This is a genomic window from Paenibacillus hamazuiensis, from assembly GCF_023276405.1.
GTDB classification, from domain to species: domain Bacteria; phylum Bacillota; class Bacilli; order Paenibacillales; family NBRC-103111; genus Paenibacillus_AF; species Paenibacillus_AF hamazuiensis.
Window position 1 is genome coordinate 8,430,599 of the sequence record NZ_JALRMO010000001.1, and the last position, 19,598, is coordinate 8,450,196.

A 19,598-nucleotide genomic window follows, 5' to 3' on the forward strand; every position below is an offset into this window, starting at 1 on the left:
GCTTGATTCAAACCGAAGGAGGCGCAAGTAATGCGTTTAGTTACGTTTACGTTTGAAGGAACTTCCCGGCTGGGTTGTTTCGTTGATGAACAGATTGTAGATTTAAATGGAGCCTATCAATCCATGCTGGAACAGCAGGGGCGGCTGCGCGCCAAACAAATCGCCGAGGCGTTTATTCCGCCGAACATGACCGAGTTTCTGCAGGGCGGGGAACAAAGTTTGGCGCTGGCGAAAGAAGCCGTGAGTTACGCCCTCAAATCCCAAGCAAGCTTGAAGCGCAAGGTGATTTATTCGTCTTCGGAGGTCAAGCTGGAGGCGCCTTTGCCGAATCCCGGAAAAATGGTTTGCGTCGGGCACAATTACCGCGAGCATATTCTCGAAATGGGCCGCGAGCTTCCCCTGTATCCCGTCATCTTCGCCAAATTCAGCAATACGATCATCGGTCCGCAGGACGATATTCCTTTTTTCCCGATCTCCGAGCAGCTGGATTATGAGGCCGAATTCGCTTTTGTTATCGGCAAGCGGGCGCGCAATATTTCCCGGGAACAAGCGCTGGATTACGTGGCGGGTTATACGATCGTCAATGACGTTACATACCGCGACATCCAGAGAAGAACGATTCAATGGCTGCAGGGAAAAACGGTCGAAGGCAGCGCGCCGATGGGACCTTGGCTCGTCACAGCCGACGAGCTCGGCGAACCATCCGGTCTGGAGGTTGTTTTGACGGTCAATGGGGAAGAGAGACAGCGTTCGAATACGCGGAATTTGGTATTTACGGTGCCTTATTTGGTGGAGTTTCTGTCAGGGCTTATGACTTTGGAACCGGGAGATATCGTGCTTACCGGCACTCCTGGCGGGGTCGGCGTCGCCCGCGAGCCTCAGGTGTTTTTAAAGGACGGCGATATCGTACGAGTAGCCATCGATAAAATCGGCGTTCTGGAGAATAAAGTCAAATCCGTCGGGCAGGTGGTGTAAGCGATGACTAAACAGGCGATCGCATCCATAAACGAAACGACGGACCGCATCCTCGAAGCGGTCAAAGGCTTGTCCGAGGATTTGCTCTACTGGAAGCCGGCCGATGATGTTTGGTCCATTATGGAAGTTTTATGCCACGTGGAAGAAGCTGTTCCGTATTGGTTGAATGAAATCGAAAAAATGGTGGAATCGCCCGGCATCGAATGGGGACGCGGCTTGCAGGACGAGGCCAGATTGGCTGCAGTAAGCGGGGCGCATCAGCGTTCGCTTCAAGCCGTGCTCGAGCATATTGAACGATCGAAGAAGACGGCCGAAGATGTACTCGGAAAGCTTACCGATGCCGAACTCGCCATAGAATCGCCGAGCCGCAATCCGCGATTCGGGACAAAGCCGGTGCAATTTATTATCGATCATTTGCTCGTTGAACATCTGGATAAACATTTGCAGCAAATTGGCAGAAACAAGACGCAGTACGGGGCTCGGGCCTGAAATCCAATTTTTTACGAAATGGGGTAAACGGGATGGCAGAAAAAAACGAGTTTTTTCAAAGTCAGATCGTCAAAGACTTCAATCAAGAAATTGAAAGGTTTCATCTGGGCCCGCTGTGGAATGCGATCCCTGCCTTGATGCACAAGCAGCCTACGCCGCAGGCCGCCCCTTATCTCTGGAAGTGGGAGACGCTGTACCAGAAGCTGATGGAGGCCAGAGAAATTTTCACCCCGGACCGGGGCGGAGAACGGCGAGCCATCTTTTTGCAAAATCCGGGCCTGAAGCATCGCGAGCCGTGGGGTTGGGCTTCCACTACGCAGACGCTTTACGCCGCCGTTCAATTGATTTTACCGGGCGAAACCGCTCCTTCGCACCGGCATACGCAAAGCGCGCTGCGCTTTATTACAAGCGGCTCGGGAGCTTATTCGATCGTGGACGGAGAACGCATTTTTATGGAGGAAGGCGACTTCCTGACGACGCCGGGCGGATTGTGGCATGGGCACGGCCATCCCGGAAACGAACCGATGATCTGGATGGACTGCCTTGATATCCCGACGATTTTCGCCCTTGGCGGAACCTTCTTCGAATCGTATCCGGAGCATATTCAGCAGCCGGAAAAACCGGACAACTATTCGATCAACCGCTACGCGGGAGGCCTTGTTCGTCCGATTCACGACCGCACCCCGCAGAAGGCGCCGCTCGGGTCGTTCAAATGGCCGCAAACGCTGGCCGCGCTGAACGGACTCAGCCGGTACGAACCGGACCCTTACGACGGATACGCCGTGGAGTTCATCAATCCTTCAACCGGCAAAACGGCCTGTCCGACGATCGCTTCCTGGATGCAGAAGCTGCCGGCGGGCTTTCGTTCCAAAGCGCACCGGCACACCAGCTCAACGATCTACCACGTATTTAAGGGCGAGGGCTGCACCGTGATTGACGGAGTTCGTTTCGACTGGTCGAAAGGCGACTTCTTCGTCGTGCCGAACTGGGCCTGGCATGAACATGTCGCGTCCTCCGGCGAAGACGCTTATTTGTTCTCCACAAGCGATCTGCCGATTATGGAGCGGTTTGACCTGCAGCGGGAGGAAGCGTACCCGGAAAACAACGGACATCAGCCTGTTACGGATCAATTCCAAGCTTTGCTGCCATAATATTTCGCATCTCCCCCTGATCATCATCAATTAGGGGGAGATGTTATCTTTCATCCGTTAATTATATATGATATATTATAAAATTAGAAAAAACGTGCATGCAAGCGGCATGAGGGAGCGATCACGGGTGAAGTCTTTTCAAACGAAAAAAGAGATGGTGTATAACCGTCTGAAGGAAAATATATTATCCGGCGAGCTGAAGCCCGGCGACCGTCTTCACATCGGTTCGCTCGCCAAGGAGCTCGTGACCAGCGAGATACCCGTCAGAGAAGCCATTCAAGTGCTGGAAAACGAAAAGCTGGTTGAAGTTGTCCCTCACAGCGGAGCGATCGTAGCGCCCGTTTCCAATGACGACTTGAATGAAATTTTGCAGCTGCGCATTTATTTGGAAGCGTTGGCCACATATTTTGCAGCTCCGCATCTGGACGAAAGCGACCTGCAGAAGCTGGAGAAAAACTTGAAGAAGCAAGCATTTGCGATCGAACTTGAAGAGCTCGAAGACTTCAGTCTTCTGAATGTGGAGTTTCATCAGCTTATTTATGAGAAAAATCCGAACAAGCGGCTGAACGATATCATTTTTAATCTGTGGGATCATTCCAAACGGTACCGGAGCGTGTTCAAGAACAACGCGGAGTTTACGGAAGGCTCGTATCAGGAGCATAGGCAGATCTTTAATCTGCTGGCGCAAAAAGACGCGGAAAGCGCCCAGGAGCTCATGCGCAAGCATAAAGAAAGATCCGCCCATGAAATCAAAAGCAAGTGGAATATTGAGTAGCAGGCGGGGAGGCTCCGTCATTATGTTTTTTGCCAAAGTATATGTCGGACGGCAAAAAATAATATGACCGCCATAATCAGAGAAACGATTTTCGACCAGATCAGGAACACGCTTGTCGATAATGAAAGTGCCATAATGACGTGTATGATCCCGTCAACGATAAGAAGCATGCCGAATATCACCGTAGCCAGCGTAAATTTTCGACGTGCGGCCGGACTATTGAAAAACCCGGGATTGCCTATTTTCAACGAACGAATGAGTACCAGTCCTAAAGGTTTTTGAATAACGACAGAAACCAGGGCTATTACTCCAATCAAACAAGCGACAATCGGATGATAAAGCTTAATTGGCAGCGATTCTCCACCTGACAGAAAAGATATGAAGCACGCTGCTCCAAAGCCTGCCGCCCCGAGCAGGCCGATCCAGTCGATTCGGCGGATTCTAAACATTTGGATCATCACCCAAAGCGTCGGAACGGCCCCTGATATAGCCAGCGCGACAGTGTCGGTTGCCACGTAGCTTCGCAAAAAGGAATACAACACTATTGGAATAAGCCAGTTGATAACCAGACTCGGGATTAACTTTATAAGCGACTGTCGGTAGTGCCGTTTCATTTCCGCTCTATGAGTCATTTTATTTTTCACATCCTTATTCATGCTGTGACGGACTGTCGGCAGGCTAATGCTGTGCATAATAGCGGGCTACCGCTTCGAAGGATTGTTTGGGTTCCCACGTCATATCCGGGTAGCGCTCTCCTCGTCCGTCCGCATAACTTTTAACCAAGGCGTAGCTTGCCATGTCGAGATCGTACAGCGGACTTTTGTCGTGGACCCATACCGGAGCGATAAACGTAAATACGAATGCTCCTTCCACGCCCGCGTCATCCAATATGGTTAACTGCTCGGTGAGTTCCCTCGCTTGCAGAGCCTCGTCTCTCACATATTCGCCGTTAAGCCGCTTCGGAGTTGTGTGTTCCACAATCATCCATCCTCTTCCTCCGGCCTGGTCGGCTCCTTGATAAGCACAGCAGCCGAACTCGGTGACGATTACAGGTTTATTCCACTTGTGGAAAGATTTTAGTTTGTTGGCATAGGAAGGTTTATTGTGCGAAGCCCGATAATAATCAAGACCCACGTAATCAAACATACTCCAGTCTACGGCTTCCAGCGGGGCGGAAGCATACGTCACTTCTCCCTGATACACATTCCGGACGCCCCTGACTGCTTTGGAAAGAAATGCTCGGAGGAGCTTGTTGTGCCCCCCTGACTTAACGATATCCATAAAAGAGGGACTGCCGACTCGTTCAAAGATCGTATTTCCAGGCAATAACCCCTGCATAAATAAGGTTAATTCGCAGCCTAAAACAAATACCAGCTTCGAAAAACGCGGGCGCAGCCGCTCCGCTTTCTCTGCGCATGCTATAGTGTAAGATAATGTTTCTTCCGCATCTTTGTCATGAAGGTGCGGCGACAGCCATACCTCCAGATCTTGTCCAAGCGCAATCTCCGTTGCCGCCATCAAGCGGTCGGGATCGGTGCCCGATATCCTTATGGCATTGCAGTTCAGGTCATTTTTGATAATAGCGATCTCCCGGCTGACAACTTCGATATCGAACTTTGGCCGAGACCATGTTGGCCGCAAATTAAAACCGCCGGTTTCAATGCCTACGTCATAATTAACCCCTTTACGCTTCATTTATCGATTCCTCCGTGATTTTTGGGCAATTTTATATTGTTTTTTCGTAAATACGTTAGAACGGCTTTTCTTAAAAACGTTAACGTAGCGTCCTTCAAATCGGCGGCGTCCTGCGGCCAATTGTTCTCGTTAATAATTACGGAGCCAATATCATGGATTAAGGATAAATCCCCTTTGGTCTTCAGCATGACAAGGTTCCACCACATCTCCGCCAATTGCTGGCCTTCCGCGCCTTCGGGTTTCTCATTCCGCCCGTGCAGATCAATGAGCTTTGCCGAAAATTCCAGCAGCTTTTTATTGAAATCAGACGTTCCATCCTCGTCAAACCGTTGAATGAAATACTCGATCTGCTCTTTGGACATATGCCGGGGCAAAAAAAAGTAAGGATTGTCCGACCGGGATGCCCTTGTGATCATAAGGAGTTTTTCAATTCCGACTTCGTTGCCGGATTGTATTTCCTCCATGATTTTGTCCAGCCGGGCGATCGTTTGTTGAATTTGAGCCAATTGCCGGGCCAATATCGTTTTTTGATTTTTAAAGACCTGCGTCAGCTCGGCGGCCGAATCCGCCGGCAATACTTTTTGACTTATCTCCTCTAAAGAGAAACCCATAGATTTTAGAAAAAGAATCTGCTGCAGACGAATGATATCCCGCCTGCTGTACAAACGCCGGCCGCCCTCGCTGTATCCGCTCGGGCACAGGAGCCCGCTTTTGTCGTAATACTGCAAGGTACGAACCGTCACACCGCACTTTCGCGCAAGTTCGCCCACCGTGAAGAGCTGCTCATGTTCGCTGTGCATTGTCTCACCTCGTATTCAATTGTATTATGTGACGTAACGTCACGAGCAAATCTTTTTTTAAACTTATTGCATCGTCACAGATCGTTGCTTTTTGCTGTGATTTCAATCACAAGATGAGACTTTCCCGCCCGCTAAACTAAATACAGAGATTACATGAAAGGGTAAAGGAGAGGGAAAGCTATGCTGCAGGAAAAAACGATTCAAATCATCAAATCGACGGTGCCGGTTCTGGAGATTCACGGAACGGCCATCACGCAGCGGTTTTACCAGCTGCTTTTTACGAATTATCCGGAGCTGCTGAACATTTTCAACCACGCCAATCAAAAGCAGGGACGGCAGCAGACGGCGCTCGCAAATGCCGTTTATGCCGCGGCTGTGCATATTGACAATCTGGCGGCGATCCTGCCGGCAGTGAAGCAAATCGGTCATAAGCACCGCAGTCTGGGTATTAAACCGGAGCATTATCCGATTGTCGGGCAAACGCTGCTGACGGCGATTAAAGATGTGCTGGGCGACGCGGCGACGGATGAGATTTTGCAGGCGTGGGCGGACGCTTATGGGGTTATCGCGAACGCCTTTATCGGTGTGGAAGCCGAGATGTACGAGCAGGCGGAAAGGCAGAACGGAGGCTGGTCCGGTTTCCGCGAGTTTGTCGTGGAGCGGAAGGTGAAGGAAAGCGACGTTATCACTTCGTTTTATTTGGCGCCGCGGGACGGCGGGGCGATAGCCGGGTTTGAGCCGGGGCAATACGTCAGCGTCAAGCTGGAAATTCCCGGTGAGGAGTATACGCATATTCGCCAATACAGCTTGTCCGATGCGCCGGGGAAGCCGTATTACCGTATTTCGGTCAAGCGGGAGGATGCCGTTTCGGGGCGTCCTGCCGGCAAAGTATCCGTATATTTGCACGAGAAGGTTAAAGAAGGCGACGTGCTGCCGCTGTCGGCTCCGGCCGGAGATTTTACACTGCAGCGCGGCGATGCTCGCCCTGCCGTATTGATCAGCGGCGGAGTCGGGCTGACGCCGATGGTGAGCATGCTGAAGACGCTCGTCGAGCAGGAGCCGCAGCGTCCGGTCACGTTTATTCATGCGGCGCTGAACGGCGACGTTCATGCGCTGAAGGACGAGGTGCGGGCTATTGCAGCAAACCATCCGCAGGTGAAAGTTTACTTCTGCTATGAAAAACCGACGACGTTTGATAAAGCGTCCGGCGATTACGATAAAGACGGTTATATCGACCTGCCGTGGCTGCAAACGGTGGTGCCGACGGCGGACGGCCCGTTCTATTTCTGCGGCCCGATTCCGTTTATGAAAGCTATCCACCGTGCGTTGAAGATGTGGGGAGTCGCCGCGGCGGACATCCGGTATGAATTTTTCGGTCCTGCCGGCAGCCTGGAGGAGACGGAGCAGACAGCGGGGAATCGCGGGTAATTACGATTCCCGCTTGGTCCAATTGCCCGCGGCTTGAGCCCTGAGCAGCCGGTTGACCGTCTCCCGTCGCAGGCCAATGAGCTGGCCGATTTCGTCCTGAGTGAGCACATCGGTCAAGGCAGCGGGGGAGATATACGTTTCGAACCAGCTCTGCAGCTTGCGCAGCTTTTCCGCGGGCGTTACCTGCGTCAACTGGTCGATTCGCTGCTGCATCATGCGCAGCTTGGTCTGCAGCAGCAGCGCGATCTCGCGGTTTTTTTCCGGATCGTTAGCCAGAGAGGAATACCATTCATGCGAAGGCAGCACGTCGATCTCGCTTGTTATGAGCGCAATGGCCGTCCCATGATAAGGCATCGGGGTAATCAACGAATGGTGCGGAATTACCTCTCCGGGCACGATGATATTGATGAGCACCGTGGTGCCGTCCTCGTGAAGGCGGACGATCTTGAGCAGCCCGCTTTCGACCCGGTATAGCGGGCCTGTGTCCCCTTGGCGAAACAGTGTTTCTCCTTTATGTAAAATCATATCTACACCTCTAATAGAAAGCTCCCGCTTTTAAGGCGGGGCTTTTTGTTTTGGCTGCGGCCGGCAAGAAAAACTCCTCTTTACAGTGTACATTAAAAATTCGACTTCCCGGAAGGATTTATGGGAAATTTTGCAGAAAGAGGATACGGAGTCGGTTAACCGGGTGCACCGGTTTTGGCGGCCCGGCGATTTTGCGATTGTATCGGATAAATTCAACAGGAACGAGATGGGAAAATGATAACGATTTTACCGGCTTCCACCGAAGACGATCCGTTTATGTATGCGTTATATTGCGATACCCGAAGCGGGGAGGTTTCCATGTTCGGATGGGCGGAGGAGCAAGCCGAGTCATTTATGAGCATGCAGTTTGAGCTGCAGCGGCAGTCCTACAAGCTGCAATATCCGGAAGCGGTTTACCATATCATCTTGAATCAAGGGGAGAAAATCGGCCGGATCATTACGGCTGAAAGGGAGCAAACGATTATTCTTGTCGATATTTCCTTGCTGTCGGCCTACCGAAGCCGGGGAATAGGAACGCATCTGCTTACATCTTTGCAGCAGCATGCAGGGCAATTGGGCAAGGCGATCGGCCTGCACGTCATCTTCAACAATCCGGCCCAGCGGCTTTACCGCCGATTAGGTTTTGCGGTGGTCGAAGAAAAGTTTCCCTATATCGCCATGGAGTGGAGTCCTTCGGACCCGCCCTGCACGATTTGACGAGGGGGTTCCATGCCGCATTTGCGGCTTGACGGATACGTTCCTTTTTGTCATAAATAGAGAGATGCAAGGAACCATGACAACACGAAGGAGCGGTGGATGATGAACGGAAGGGCGAGCGACAAGGCGCAGCGGATTCAGCGGACAAGGGTACCCGTGCCGGATCCGGCGGTGGCGCACCGGGTACCGCCCGGCCAGGTGGTGACCGAACGCTTCCCGATTTTGCACGAAGGCGATGTGCCGCGATACGATATGGCGCAGTGGCGGTTTAAGGTTGCCGGCGAGGCTGCTGAGGAACGGACGTTTACTTACGAGGAGCTGACTTCGCTACCCCATACAACGGTTGGCTGCGATATTCACTGCGTGACCCGTTGGTCCAAGCTGGATACCCAGTGGAAGGGGGTTCGGTTTCGCGATCTTTATGAGCGTCTAGAGGTCAGCGCGGATGCCAAGTATGTGATGGTCCATGCCGACCCGGACTACGAGACGAATGTGCCCTTGGCCGATTTGCTGCGGGATGACGTGCTGCTGGCCTGGGAATATGACGGCAAACCGCTGACGGACAAGCACGGCGGACCGCTGCGTCTGCTCGTGCCTCATTTGTATTTTTGGAAAAGCGCGAAATGGATCCGCGGGTTCGAATTTATGAAGGAAGACCGGCCCGGATTTTGGGAGCGCAGCGGTTTTCACAATTACGCCGATCCGTTCCGGGAGCAGCGGTTTTCCGGCGAGCCGCTGCCGATACCCGAAGATGAATGGGAGCATAAGGATTTTGATTAAGCTTTGGAAGGAAGCTGACCTGCCTGACGGCGGAGTCGGCTTTTTTCGCTGCTAACGAGTCTGGGAATAATTGGTCGCATCCGTCGGAGGCAGCACATATTAAGATTCGTTGATGAAAAACCGATTGACTAATTGACGGTTGATTTTGGCCTACTGCCCGAAAAAGGAGTGAATTTATGATACGCGTTTTGCTGATCGACGATGAAGAAAGCGCGCTGGATATATTGGAAATTCTGCTTCGCGAGATCGGCGGCGTCACGGTTGCCGGGAGATTTACAAACCCGCTTCAGGCGCTGGATTCGCTGGAGGAGCTCCAGGTGGACGCCGTGTTTTTGGATATCCAGATGCCCGGCATATTGGGGGTGGAGGCGGCGAGACGGATCAAGGCGAACAAGCCGCAAACCCAGATCGTGTTTACGACGGCTTACTCCGAGTACGCGGTGGAAGCGTTCGAGATACGCTCCGAAGATTATTTGTTAAAGCCGTTTACGAAAGAGAGGCTGCGGAATACCGTTTCGCGTCTCGTGAAGGTTGCTCCAGGCGATGTTTCGGAGAAAAATGGTACATACGTGCGATTTCTGGGCGGGTTCGAGATCCAAACGGCAAACGGCCTGCTCCCGTGGAAAACGAACAAGGAAAAGGAGCTTTGCGCGTTTCTGCTCCATCACGGCGGCAGCCGTATCGACGCGGCCACCATTATCGAATCGATTTGGCCGGAGTCCGAGCTGAGCAAAGCGAGAACGTATTTGTATACCTGCATCTCTTATTTGCGGAAAACTTTTCAGATGAGCGGAGTTCAGGCGGTGGTGGACAAAATCGGCCGAGGGTACGTGATTGAAATGAACGCCATCGAAAGCGATGTGACGGAATTTTCGGCCATTATGGAGAAGGCGGCAGCGGGGGGAAATCCGGACGAGCGGCTTTATGAGAAGCTGAACGCTCTGCACCGCGGCGAATATTTGGAAGGCTGCGATTTCGGCTGGGCGCTGTGGAAGCGGGAGGAGCTGAAAGCGAAATATATCGAAACGTTGAGAACGATGCACAAGCATTTTATGCGAAACGGAAATGTTCCCCAGGCGACCGACAGCTTGCAGCGCATACTGGCGCTTTCGCCCGATTCCGAGAAGGACGGCCGGGAGCTGATCCGGCTGTATGCAAGCACGGACCAACGCAACGAAGCTTTGAAGGTATTCCGCCAGCTGGACCACGCCGTACGGGTAAATCTCGGCGTGGAGCTCGAAGAAGAAACGGTCCGGTTGTACAAGGATATTTCCTTGACCGGTTGAGGAGAACGTCATGCGAAAAAAATTGGCGGCTGCGGCCGTAACTCTCATCATTTTAGCGGCTACATACGGCTTCTTGTTTCAAACGATCCTGTCACATGAACGAAAGGCGCCCGTTGCCGCAGGCGGTCTTTTGGACCTGAGCGGCTGGAGCTTCGGTGAAGACGGCGTCGTTCCATTGGACGGGGAATGGGAGTTTTACCCGGGACAATTGGTCGATCATAATCAAGTGCAATCCGCTTCCGGCGGCCGCGGCGCTCTGCCGTCGTCGCTGATCAACGTGCCCGGTTCATGGGCGTCGCAGATGGATACGCTTGGCATGGCCACATACCGGCTGCAGATCCGTATCGATGACGCGAGCCGCATCTATGGAATCAAGACGTTGTCCATCCAAATGTCCAACCGCATCATCGTCAACGGCGTTGTCGTCGGTTCCAGCGGAACCCCGGCGGGAAAGCAACTGTACGAAGCAAGCAACAAGCCGTATGTAAGTTACTTTACGTTGCAGCCGGGCTGGAACGAGCTGGTCGTGCAGGTGGCCAATTACAATTTTCAAGCCAGCAGCGGCATTATGAATTCGATTTTCTTCGGCGACTCTTCCCATATTTCCGGCTTGCGCGATAACGCGATCGCCCACGATCTCGTATCCATCTGCTGTTTTTTGATTATGGGACTGTATTTTATCGGCTTGTACAGCCAGCGAAAAAGAGACTATTCACTCCTCGCATTCGGCCTGTTATGCGTATTTATCGCGATGTTTCTGTCAACGCGCGGCGAAAGATTGCTGCTGTTCTTGTTCAACTCCATCCCGTATTGGCTTTATATCCGTATTCAGATCGTTTCCGTTTACGCCGGAGGCATGGCGCTTTTGCTGTATGTGTACACGGCCTTTCGGGCATTTTGCTCCAAGCGGTTCATTTATGCGGGAATTGTTTGGGGGCTGATCATGATCGTGTGCGGGCTGGAGTTCGCCGAAACGGCATATAAACAAACGCTGCTGATGGTGACGACGGCTTACGGCACCTATCCGTTTTTGTATGCGATGTATGTGTTCGTGCTGGCGGCGTTTCACCGCGCGGAAGGCAGCTTGTATTTGGTAGCGGCCGCGGTAGCCTTGAATCATTACGTAATGGTACAAAACTTGAACATTTACAGCAATTTGCCCTTGCATTCCGTCGTTCCTTTCGAGGTGTTCCTGTTTCTGCTGATGCTCGCCTTGATGATGTCGCTTCGGTTCTCCAACGCGTTTAAAAAGATCGAGCAGCTGTCCGTCCAACTGCTGAATGCGGATAAACTCAAGGACGATTTTCTCTCCCGCACGTCGCATGAATTTAAAACGCCGCTTGCCGGCGTCATTACCATTTCGCAGTCGATGATTGAGGACCGGCGCCATCCGCTGCCGAAGGAGCAGCAGGAGAAGATGGAGCTTGTCGTCAGCATCAGCAAAAAGCTATCCCAGCTTGTGCTCGACATCCTCGATTTGTCCAAGCTGAAGCAAGGCGACATGACCGTGCGGCCTGTGCCGGTCGATGTGCGCTCGACGGTCGACATCGTTTTGCGGATTTTTTCATTTATGACGATGGGCAAAAATGTGCGCTTGATCAACAACGTTCCGGTAAACTTGCCGAAAATATGGGCGGACGAAAACCGCTTCCGGCAAATACTCAATAATTTGATCGATAACGCGGTCAAATATACCGAATACGGAACCATTGAAGTATCGGCGCGGGCCGCCGGGGCGAGGATTGAAATTGCCGTTAAAGATACGGGGAAAGGGATTGCCCGGCACGATCTTGAACGAATCTTCGAGCCGTTCCAAACGTTTGAAGATTCCGCGGGCCAAAGCTTCGGACTCGGACTGTCCATCGTCAAACAGCTGGTCGAGCTGCAAAACGGCACGATCACGGTTTCGTCTGCGGAGGGCGAAGGGACAGTGTTTACGTTCAGCCTCCCATCCTCCGGAGAAGAAGGCGGTGCAGGGACGAACACGCCTGTCTATGACGAAGAGAAGCAGGATCCGGATTATTCGTTCGACACCCCCTTTTATGCGGAAAATGGCGGAAAACATACGATTCTGATTGCGGACGATCATTTTTCGAACCTGAAAATATTAATCGACGAACTGAAGCCGCTTGGCTGCAATGTCATTGCCGTCAAAAACGGCTTCGAAGCCGTGGAGCAAATCAATAGGCCGAATGCGGTCGACCTCGTGATATTGGATCTGATGATGCCCGGAATGACGGGGTATGAGGTGTGCCAGGAAATCCGCAAAAACTACAGTTTGCTGGAAATGCCGGTGCTGATGTTGACGACGGCGGTTCAGCCGCAGGATAAACTCGCCGCCTTCGAGGCGGGGGCCAACGATTTTTTGCCGAAGCCGTTCGATACGATGGAGCTGAAGGCGAGAATCAAAGGACTTCTGCTGATGAAGGATTCGCTCGAAAAGGCGATCGAATTGGAGGTGGCGTTTCTTCAATCGCAGATCAAGCCTCATTTTTTGTACAACGTGCTGAATACGATTGTTGCTTTAAGTTATACGGATGAGGAAAAATCCCGCAAGCTGACGACCGATCTAGCCGACTATTTGCGCGGCAGCTTCCGGTTCAGCAACGTCCAGAAGCGGACTACCTTCGCCCAGGAGCTGAATCTGATCCGCTCTTATGTAGAGATTGAACGGGCGAGGTTCAAGGACCGCCTGCGGATCGAATACGACATCGCCGACGCGATGCATGGAGTCATGATTCCTCCGCTGCTCCTTCAGCCGCTCGTCGAGAACGCCATCCGGCACGGGATACGAGGCAGGACCGAAGGGGGAACGGTAAAAATCACGGCTGCCCCAGCTGTGGGATGCTATATTTTTCAAATCGAAGACGACGGCGTCGGCATTGAGCCCGAACGGTTGGAGCAGCTGCTCGGCCGGAAGACCGGCGGCCCGCAGGGGGTCGGGCTAAAAAATATTATGAAGCGGCTCAAATACGAATATAACTCGGAGCTGAAGCTGGAGAGCACCCCGGGAGGCGGAACGGTAGTAACGGTATCGATTCCGGCCGAAGCGGAGAGGGCCCGTCTTATGCAGACGGTGTAGGCGGAGCTGGCGAGAGACGAGAAACGGCAATCTTTTCCCGGATGGCGGGAGAGAAGGTTGTCGTTTTTCTTATGAATCGAAAGACCTAAACTTTTTAAGGTTTTTTTAAGGTTTCGTATCGTATGATATTGAGGGCGAAATAAGACAAAACTGTAGAATTATAAAGTTTTTAAATAATTTTTAATTAAATTTGAAGTGAAATTACAGCCCTTGCAGTATACGATACAATAAGGCGAAACTATACTCTTTGGGCAGTTAAGATCAGGTATATATGTCTTTTGGCATATATTACGGTCCGTTTTTGTCGAAATTTGTTGAAAAATTTAATTATTAATAGGTCGGAGGGGAGGACTTTATGAGCTGAAGGTGGTTGCACGCGCTTCCCGACAGCAGAGTCGAACGGAAGCTTTAGAAAATGGAGCCAGGATTTTATAAGGAGGATCAAGTTTTTATGCTTAAAAGCAGGATAGCAAAAAAATGCATCTCTATAGCGTTAGCATTGATCATGATTTTCTCGTTGCTGCCCGGTTGGGCTGCGGATAAGGTGCAAGCCGCAGGCGGCGATCTTGAAGTGACTTTCGGAGCGGGCACGCGGATCGGTAACTTATCCTACGCGGCGGATAATGCTTTTATAAATTTCCATCAAAATGCGCCAGGTTTTACTCAAACAGAAACCGATAACGACGCGATCTACGGCTGGGCCGATGGCGATATACTGCCCGATGGCGATAATGGAGTATCCGTGGAATTCAGGATAAATGTTAAAGATAACCCCGCATTGCTTGATCTTGCCCAAAGCGGGCATGCTGAGGTGAATTTCGGGTGGGACAAGCTGGATTACGATGAATTCGGTTGCGTGTTTGGAATTTGTAAAACGCGCGTAACTTCAGCTTCGATTACTGTTGATGGTCAGGAATTATCAGACAGCTCTCATGGCGGAGATACATCTCACCTGGAGAAAACAGTCAGGATTAAGAAGGATACAGTTATAGAGATCTCCGTATGGATAGAAGGCAGCGGAGCCGGGGTATACGGCATGTTTATCAAGTTTCAGGACAAAGAACGTCCTGTAATGACCGGCTATACCTTCACGGGTGACGGGGCGGAAAGACTGAACAAAAAGAATCAGCAAGAGCTGTATGTCAAGAAAAACGAAAACATCACTTTGGCATATAATTTCAGCGAGCCGGTAAAACCAACGCAGTTGATTCCGTCTTACAGTGAGCACTTTTTAAAGCATCCGTTGTTTGTCAATCCTGATGGAACCGGCTTGCCGGCTGCAGGAGAGCAGCAGTATTTAATCAATCAAACCTATAATTCCAATAACTTGAACGAACTTCACAACAGTGTTGTATTTAAGTACACGGGATCCAAGTATCACAACAGCGGGAATAATCCGCTTGAACCGAAGATTACCGGCAGTCTCTCCAATGTGGACCCAATCGATGAACCCCTGGAACAAAAATTTAAGGAAGCCGTATTTGCCGACGCCGCCGGCAATGTAGCCACCATTCAATTCCCGGGTGAAGCGAACAGTGCAAGCAACGACTACCTTGATGGAAAAACAATTAACCCCTTCGATTATGAGAAAGGAGGCTACCGGGTAATCGTCGATGCTGTGCCCCCTAAGTATACTAAGGTGGGCAACGGGATTCAGCCGGAAATTTTAACCGGGGTCACCTTGAACAACAACGATTCTATCGACTTTACGGTACAGTTCACGGAAGAAGCGATTGTGAAAACAGGTTGGGATGTGGAAAAGACGTTCCTTCTCCTGAATAACGGAATGAAAGCTTACTACGTCCCGGACGACACCGGAAAGACTGGATCCGGAACGGATAAATGGCGGTTCCATCTCGACATTCCCGATGGGGTGGACATTGAGGCTCCGCTGCTGAAGGTGATCGCCTTGTCTCACGACAACGTAAACGGCGCAGACAAAAATGTTCTGCAGGATTACGCGGGCAATATGCTGGTCCAGCCGGCTAACTACGACGGCGTTTTTGTCGATCCGGACGGCGGCGAGACGGCTAACGTCAATTCCAAAATCGACTGGGCTCAGCTGTCGATCGACAATACGAAGCCGGTGATCAGCTACCATTTTGAATCCGGCGGGGCGAGCGATACGGAATATAAGAAGAACGGCAAAATCACGATCGACGCCAACGATCCGCAATTGATCGTTCCAGATCTTGATCCGGAGGACCCGAAAGCGACAAGGCCGAGCAAGGGCATTTACCGCCCCTCCAATATGACCGGAACGGGATCGCCGGCAGTCGGGCTCGTTTATTACTGGTGGAGCAATAAACCGGATGATCCGTTCGCGACGAAGAGCGGCGATCATTTTGCAGCGGTAAAAAGATATTCTTTGGCGGCCAAGCAGCCTAGAGACGATCTGTACCCCGGAGAATTCACGAATTTCAATTTCAGCACGGCCAATAACAAGACAAACCTGATTCCTCTGCCGGCCGAAGCGCTTACGAGCGATGGCAGCGGAGAGTGGTACCTTCATACATGGACGGCCGATATGACCTGGGATTCGGCCAGAGAGCTGATGCAGTATGCGAAAATGAAAAACTACATCAATGAACATCCGGCCGAATATAAGGGGTGGAAAGATGAGGCTTCCGGCTCCGAGGCGGATAAGGAATTTTATGCGAACAATAAAGCGCTGGCGGCGGTGGGCGACTATTCGAAACTCGTCATATGGCCCCTGACCGACTTCAAGAAAGACGATTCGAACTGGACGTACAACGTGGCAAAGATCAAGGTGGATAACAAGGCGCCGGACATCACGCTCAAGGGGGTTATCGGCAGCGATACCGCCGTCGTTCAGGTTCCGGTAAGCATTAAGGACGAGCATAGCGGCCTTGAGACCGCCATGTACAAGTGGGTGAAGGATAAAAGCGATCCCGACCAAGTTTCATGGAACGAGCTGCAGCTTTCAGGAGAAAGCGTTACGTTATCGACCGAGAATGAAATTGTCGAGGACGGCAGCTATTGGTTGTACGTCAAGGCGACGGATAAATTGGGCAATGAACAAACCGTCAAAAGCTCCAGCGCGGTCGTGGTTAACTCCGCCAATATGATCCAAGGCAAATTTGAGCCGGAACCTGAGGTAAATAAATATGTCAAGAGCTACGATATCTCTTTTAAGCTCAGAGATCGCTCCGGGCAAAATTTCGCTTCCGTCAGCTCTTCGACTTATTCGTCAACCGTAACGGGATTGACGTATTCGCCGACCGTGACGAAATCGACTTATTCGGCTACCGTGACGCAGTCCGCTTATCAAGCATCGGCTTTCGCGTTGTTAGCGAACCAGATCAACGTGTCTTATACGTTCAGTAACAGCATCATTCGTCCGGATGAGTCCGCGTTCAAACCTTTTACTTCTTATAACGAAAGCGGCGGAGAACGCACCTATACCGTTCCGGCGGACCCGACGTTAAGCGGCGAACAATTCATCCATATTTTGGTGAAGACGATCTCGAACGGAGTGGAAAAGAAATATTACTTTTCAAAGGCTTACTATTTTGATAACGAACCTTCAAAGGTTGAGTTCAGTAAGTCCGGGGTTAGTTACCCTCAACCCAAGCAGTCGGTCACCGTCACTGTGACAGATGCGTACAGCGGCAATGTGAAAAAGGTGTACCAGTGGGTTGACGATACATTGCCAGCACCGAACGAATCCTCCGTCGGTTGGGTTGACCTGCCTGAAGGAGGAAAAGTTGAGATAGATAACAAAAATGTTCCTCCCGGCGCAGAAATCAGCTACCGGCTGTACGTGTGGACGGAGGATAATGCGAAGAACAGCGCGATTGTCAGGACTGACGGGATTTTCAAGGTTTCGAAGCCGGCTGATACGCCTCCGGTCGAAGTGAATTCGGACCTCGTTTATTTGTACGGCGATTCGCAGGACGGCTACACCGCCGTTGTGAACCTGGGCTTTGACGCAAAAACGATGGATAAAGGCGGGTACGATTATTCGGTATCGCCCGATAATGGCGTCAGCTGGTTAAAATGGCGGCCGTATACGAACTTTGCATCTCTGAAGGTGCCGACAAACAAACCGGAGGACCTGAAAATACAGGTGAAGTTCAGGACGTCGGGCGGGGTCGTCGGCGAAGCAAAAAGTCTCGATGCCTCGCATTTATCGACGGATGAGCCGATTTATGCGCTTGCCACCTTGAGCACGGACAAGCCGGTGACTCCAGGCACCGGGGTGGATATCGACGTTTGGACTCCGGTCGGCATCAAAGTTGCGCCGTCTGCTGGCAATCCCGACGTACCGGTCCGTACCGGCAACAAGTTTACGGTAAGGGAGAACGGACTGTACTCCTTCGACCTGACCGACGCAGCCGATGCAAGCAGAACGGCGAAGTTGTACGTCGTCGTCAAGAATGTAGACCGATTTCCTCCCGAAGCGAGCTACGAATTGCTCACGACGGAGCCGACAAGCGGCAACGTGACAGTCAGGCTGACGGATTTCTCCGAGCCGCTCAAGATCACTAATAATAACGGTCATGCAACTTATACTTTTACAAAAAACGATTCCTTCGGTTTCGATATCGAGGACGAAGCGGGAAATACCAATACGGTTACGGCTAAGGTATACAACATCGACAAGCAGCCGCCACGGGTGAAGGTAGTCCGTTCCTACTCATATGGGGAGAACAACAGCCAAACGTTCGGGACGATTAAGGACGGGAACGGGAACGTTCTGTACTCCTCGGGAGTCACTCTCTCGGTTGAGAAAGAAGATGCGCAGGCGGAAGACTTTATCGCGGTCGACGGGAAAAAGGTCGTGACCTTGCAGGAGAACGGCACCGTTTCCTTTGTCGTGGCCGATGCGTTAGGCAACACCACCGTTGTATCGGAAACGGTAAACAACATCATCTCGACACCGCCGATTGTGGACAAGGTTGTCTATACGTTCGTGGACGAGGCGGGCAACCAGCTTCCGGAAAGCAGCATTGTAACAATAGGCGGGCAGCAGTATGCGCGGGGCAAAGTGAAGGCGACCCTTAGCGGAAAAACGGAGGCGCCGAACATGGCGTTCGCCGGAACGACGCCGATTTTGAACGGCGGCGTGTATACGAACCGGATCAGCGATCCGGACGGGAATTTCAGCTATTCGCGGACCTATTCGACGGAAGGCTCCACTTTGATCGCCGTGTCGGACCTGCTCGGCAACGTGAGGAAGGTCCCGGTTTCCATTAAAGGGCTGGATAACACCGCCCCGACCATCACGCTAAATGCGGCGACCGTCGCCATCGCGCAAAATAAGGCGGACTTCGACTTCCGCAAAGATTTGGGCGGTTACACGGTATCCGATAACGTGTCTGCGGCGGATCAGATCGAAGTATCGGCCAGCGGCCTCGATGTAAGCAAGCTTGGACGCCAGCGCGTCACATATACGGCCCGCGATCAGGTCGGCAATACGACGGTGGAATACCAGGATGTCATCGTCGTCCCGAGCGACGGAATGCAAATTTTCGCAGACGATGTACTCATATCCTCCTCCAGTGGGGAAACCGCATTGTTTAACAAAAATACGCTCACCTTCAGCATCTCGCAATACAATGTCATGGAGGTCGGCGGGCAGGACCGGATTAACGAATGGGGCACCTATGACCTGCTCTATCAGCCCGGACTGTACCGGGAAGGGCAAATGAAATATATCGCAAGCAAGATCACATACAGCGACTTGGTCAATGGCCATTACAAAGTCACCTTCCCGGAAGCGGGCTGGTACACGATCATCGTGAGAAACCAGGAACGGGAACGGGAGTACGCAACCTTCTTCATCGGCGGGAAGGAATAGCTTGGCCCGGCACGGGATGAAGGGATTCCTGGCACAAGGAGCTTTTTGTCCCGTGCGGTATTTATGTTTGA

14 protein-coding genes are annotated in these 19,598 nt (G+C 51.8%); 10 read left to right on the forward strand and 4 right to left on the reverse strand.

Annotated features, from left to right (window positions below; all coding sequences use genetic code 11):
* The first annotated feature begins 30 nt into the window (after window positions 1-30).
* The 4 genes from MYS68_RS37000 to MYS68_RS37015 all read left to right on the forward strand — a co-directional run bounded on the left by MYS68_RS37000 (window position 31) and on the right by MYS68_RS37015 (window position 3,390).
* Window positions 31-975 (forward strand): fumarylacetoacetate hydrolase family protein, encoded by a 945-nt coding sequence (locus MYS68_RS37000; RefSeq protein WP_248930519.1) that lies wholly within the window; start codon window positions 31-33, stop codon window positions 973-975.
* A gap of 3 nt (window positions 976-978) precedes the next feature.
* A complete protein-coding gene (locus MYS68_RS37005) occupies window positions 979-1,464 on the forward strand; it encodes a DinB family protein (RefSeq protein WP_248930520.1) in 486 nt (161 codons plus the stop codon).
* Between the two features lie 32 nt (window positions 1,465-1,496).
* Window positions 1,497-2,615, forward strand: a complete 1,119-nt coding sequence (locus tag MYS68_RS37010; protein WP_248930521.1) for a cupin domain-containing protein — start codon at window positions 1,497-1,499, stop codon at window positions 2,613-2,615.
* 127 nt (window positions 2,616-2,742) lie between these two features.
* Window positions 2,743-3,390 carry a GntR family transcriptional regulator gene (locus MYS68_RS37015; protein ID WP_248930522.1) on the forward strand — a complete coding sequence of 216 codons (648 nt, stop codon included), beginning with the start codon at window positions 2,743-2,745 and terminating at the stop codon, window positions 3,388-3,390.
* 20 nt (window positions 3,391-3,410) lie between these two features.
* Here the strand turns inward: MYS68_RS37015 and MYS68_RS37020 are convergent, their stop codons facing one another.
* The 3 genes from MYS68_RS37020 to MYS68_RS37030 are packed head-to-tail and all read right to left on the reverse strand — an operon-like array spanning window position 3,411 to window position 5,885.
* On the reverse strand, window positions 3,411-4,082 hold the full coding sequence (locus tag MYS68_RS37020) for a VC0807 family protein (protein ID WP_248930523.1): 672 nt from the start codon (window positions 4,080-4,082) through the stop codon (window positions 3,411-3,413).
* Window positions 4,069-5,085, reverse strand: coding sequence for a hypothetical protein (locus MYS68_RS37025; protein ID WP_248930524.1), 1,017 nt, complete (start codon window positions 5,083-5,085; stop codon window positions 4,069-4,071). The genes MYS68_RS37020 and MYS68_RS37025 overlap by 14 nt, the downstream gene beginning before the upstream one ends.
* A complete protein-coding gene (locus MYS68_RS37030; protein ID WP_248930525.1) occupies window positions 5,082-5,885 on the reverse strand; it encodes a MerR family transcriptional regulator in 804 nt (267 codons plus the stop codon). The genes MYS68_RS37025 and MYS68_RS37030 overlap by 4 nt, the downstream gene beginning before the upstream one ends.
* A 180-nt stretch (window positions 5,886-6,065) precedes the next feature.
* Between MYS68_RS37030 and hmpA the strand changes: the two genes are divergently transcribed.
* Window positions 6,066-7,313, forward strand: a complete 1,248-nt coding sequence (gene hmpA, locus MYS68_RS37035) for an NO-inducible flavohemoprotein (RefSeq protein WP_248930526.1) — start codon at window positions 6,066-6,068, stop codon at window positions 7,311-7,313.
* Here hmpA and MYS68_RS37040 read toward each other — a convergent pair whose 3' ends face one another.
* On the reverse strand, window positions 7,314-7,838 hold the full coding sequence (locus MYS68_RS37040) for a Crp/Fnr family transcriptional regulator (RefSeq protein WP_248930527.1): 525 nt from the start codon (window positions 7,836-7,838) through the stop codon (window positions 7,314-7,316). It abuts the gene before it with no gap.
* A 234-nt stretch (window positions 7,839-8,072) separates the two neighbouring features.
* Here MYS68_RS37040 and MYS68_RS37045 point away from each other — a divergent pair, with 234 nt between their 5' ends.
* The 5 genes from MYS68_RS37045 to MYS68_RS37065 all read left to right on the forward strand — a co-directional run bounded on the left by MYS68_RS37045 (window position 8,073) and on the right by MYS68_RS37065 (window position 19,527).
* The gene (locus MYS68_RS37045; RefSeq protein ID WP_248930528.1) at window positions 8,073-8,555 is read left to right on the forward strand and encodes a GNAT family N-acetyltransferase; all 483 of its coding nucleotides are present in this window, start codon (window positions 8,073-8,075) and stop codon (window positions 8,553-8,555) included.
* A 99-nt stretch (window positions 8,556-8,654) separates the two neighbouring features.
* Window positions 8,655-9,335: a sulfite oxidase-like oxidoreductase gene (locus MYS68_RS37050; protein ID WP_248930529.1), complete on the forward strand. Its 681-nt coding sequence runs from the start codon at window positions 8,655-8,657 to the stop codon at window positions 9,333-9,335.
* Between the two features lie 176 nt (window positions 9,336-9,511).
* The gene (locus tag MYS68_RS37055; protein WP_248930530.1) at window positions 9,512-10,621 is read left to right on the forward strand and encodes a response regulator; all 1,110 of its coding nucleotides are present in this window, start codon (window positions 9,512-9,514) and stop codon (window positions 10,619-10,621) included.
* A 10-nt stretch (window positions 10,622-10,631) separates the two neighbouring features.
* The gene (locus MYS68_RS37060) at window positions 10,632-13,703 is read left to right on the forward strand and encodes a hybrid sensor histidine kinase/response regulator (protein WP_248930531.1); all 3,072 of its coding nucleotides are present in this window, start codon (window positions 10,632-10,634) and stop codon (window positions 13,701-13,703) included.
* A 451-nt stretch (window positions 13,704-14,154) separates the two neighbouring features.
* Window positions 14,155-19,527 carry a hypothetical protein gene (locus MYS68_RS37065; protein WP_248930532.1) on the forward strand — a complete coding sequence of 1,791 codons (5,373 nt, stop codon included), beginning with the start codon at window positions 14,155-14,157 and terminating at the stop codon, window positions 19,525-19,527.
* The last annotated feature ends 71 nt before the right edge of the window (window positions 19,528-19,598 follow it).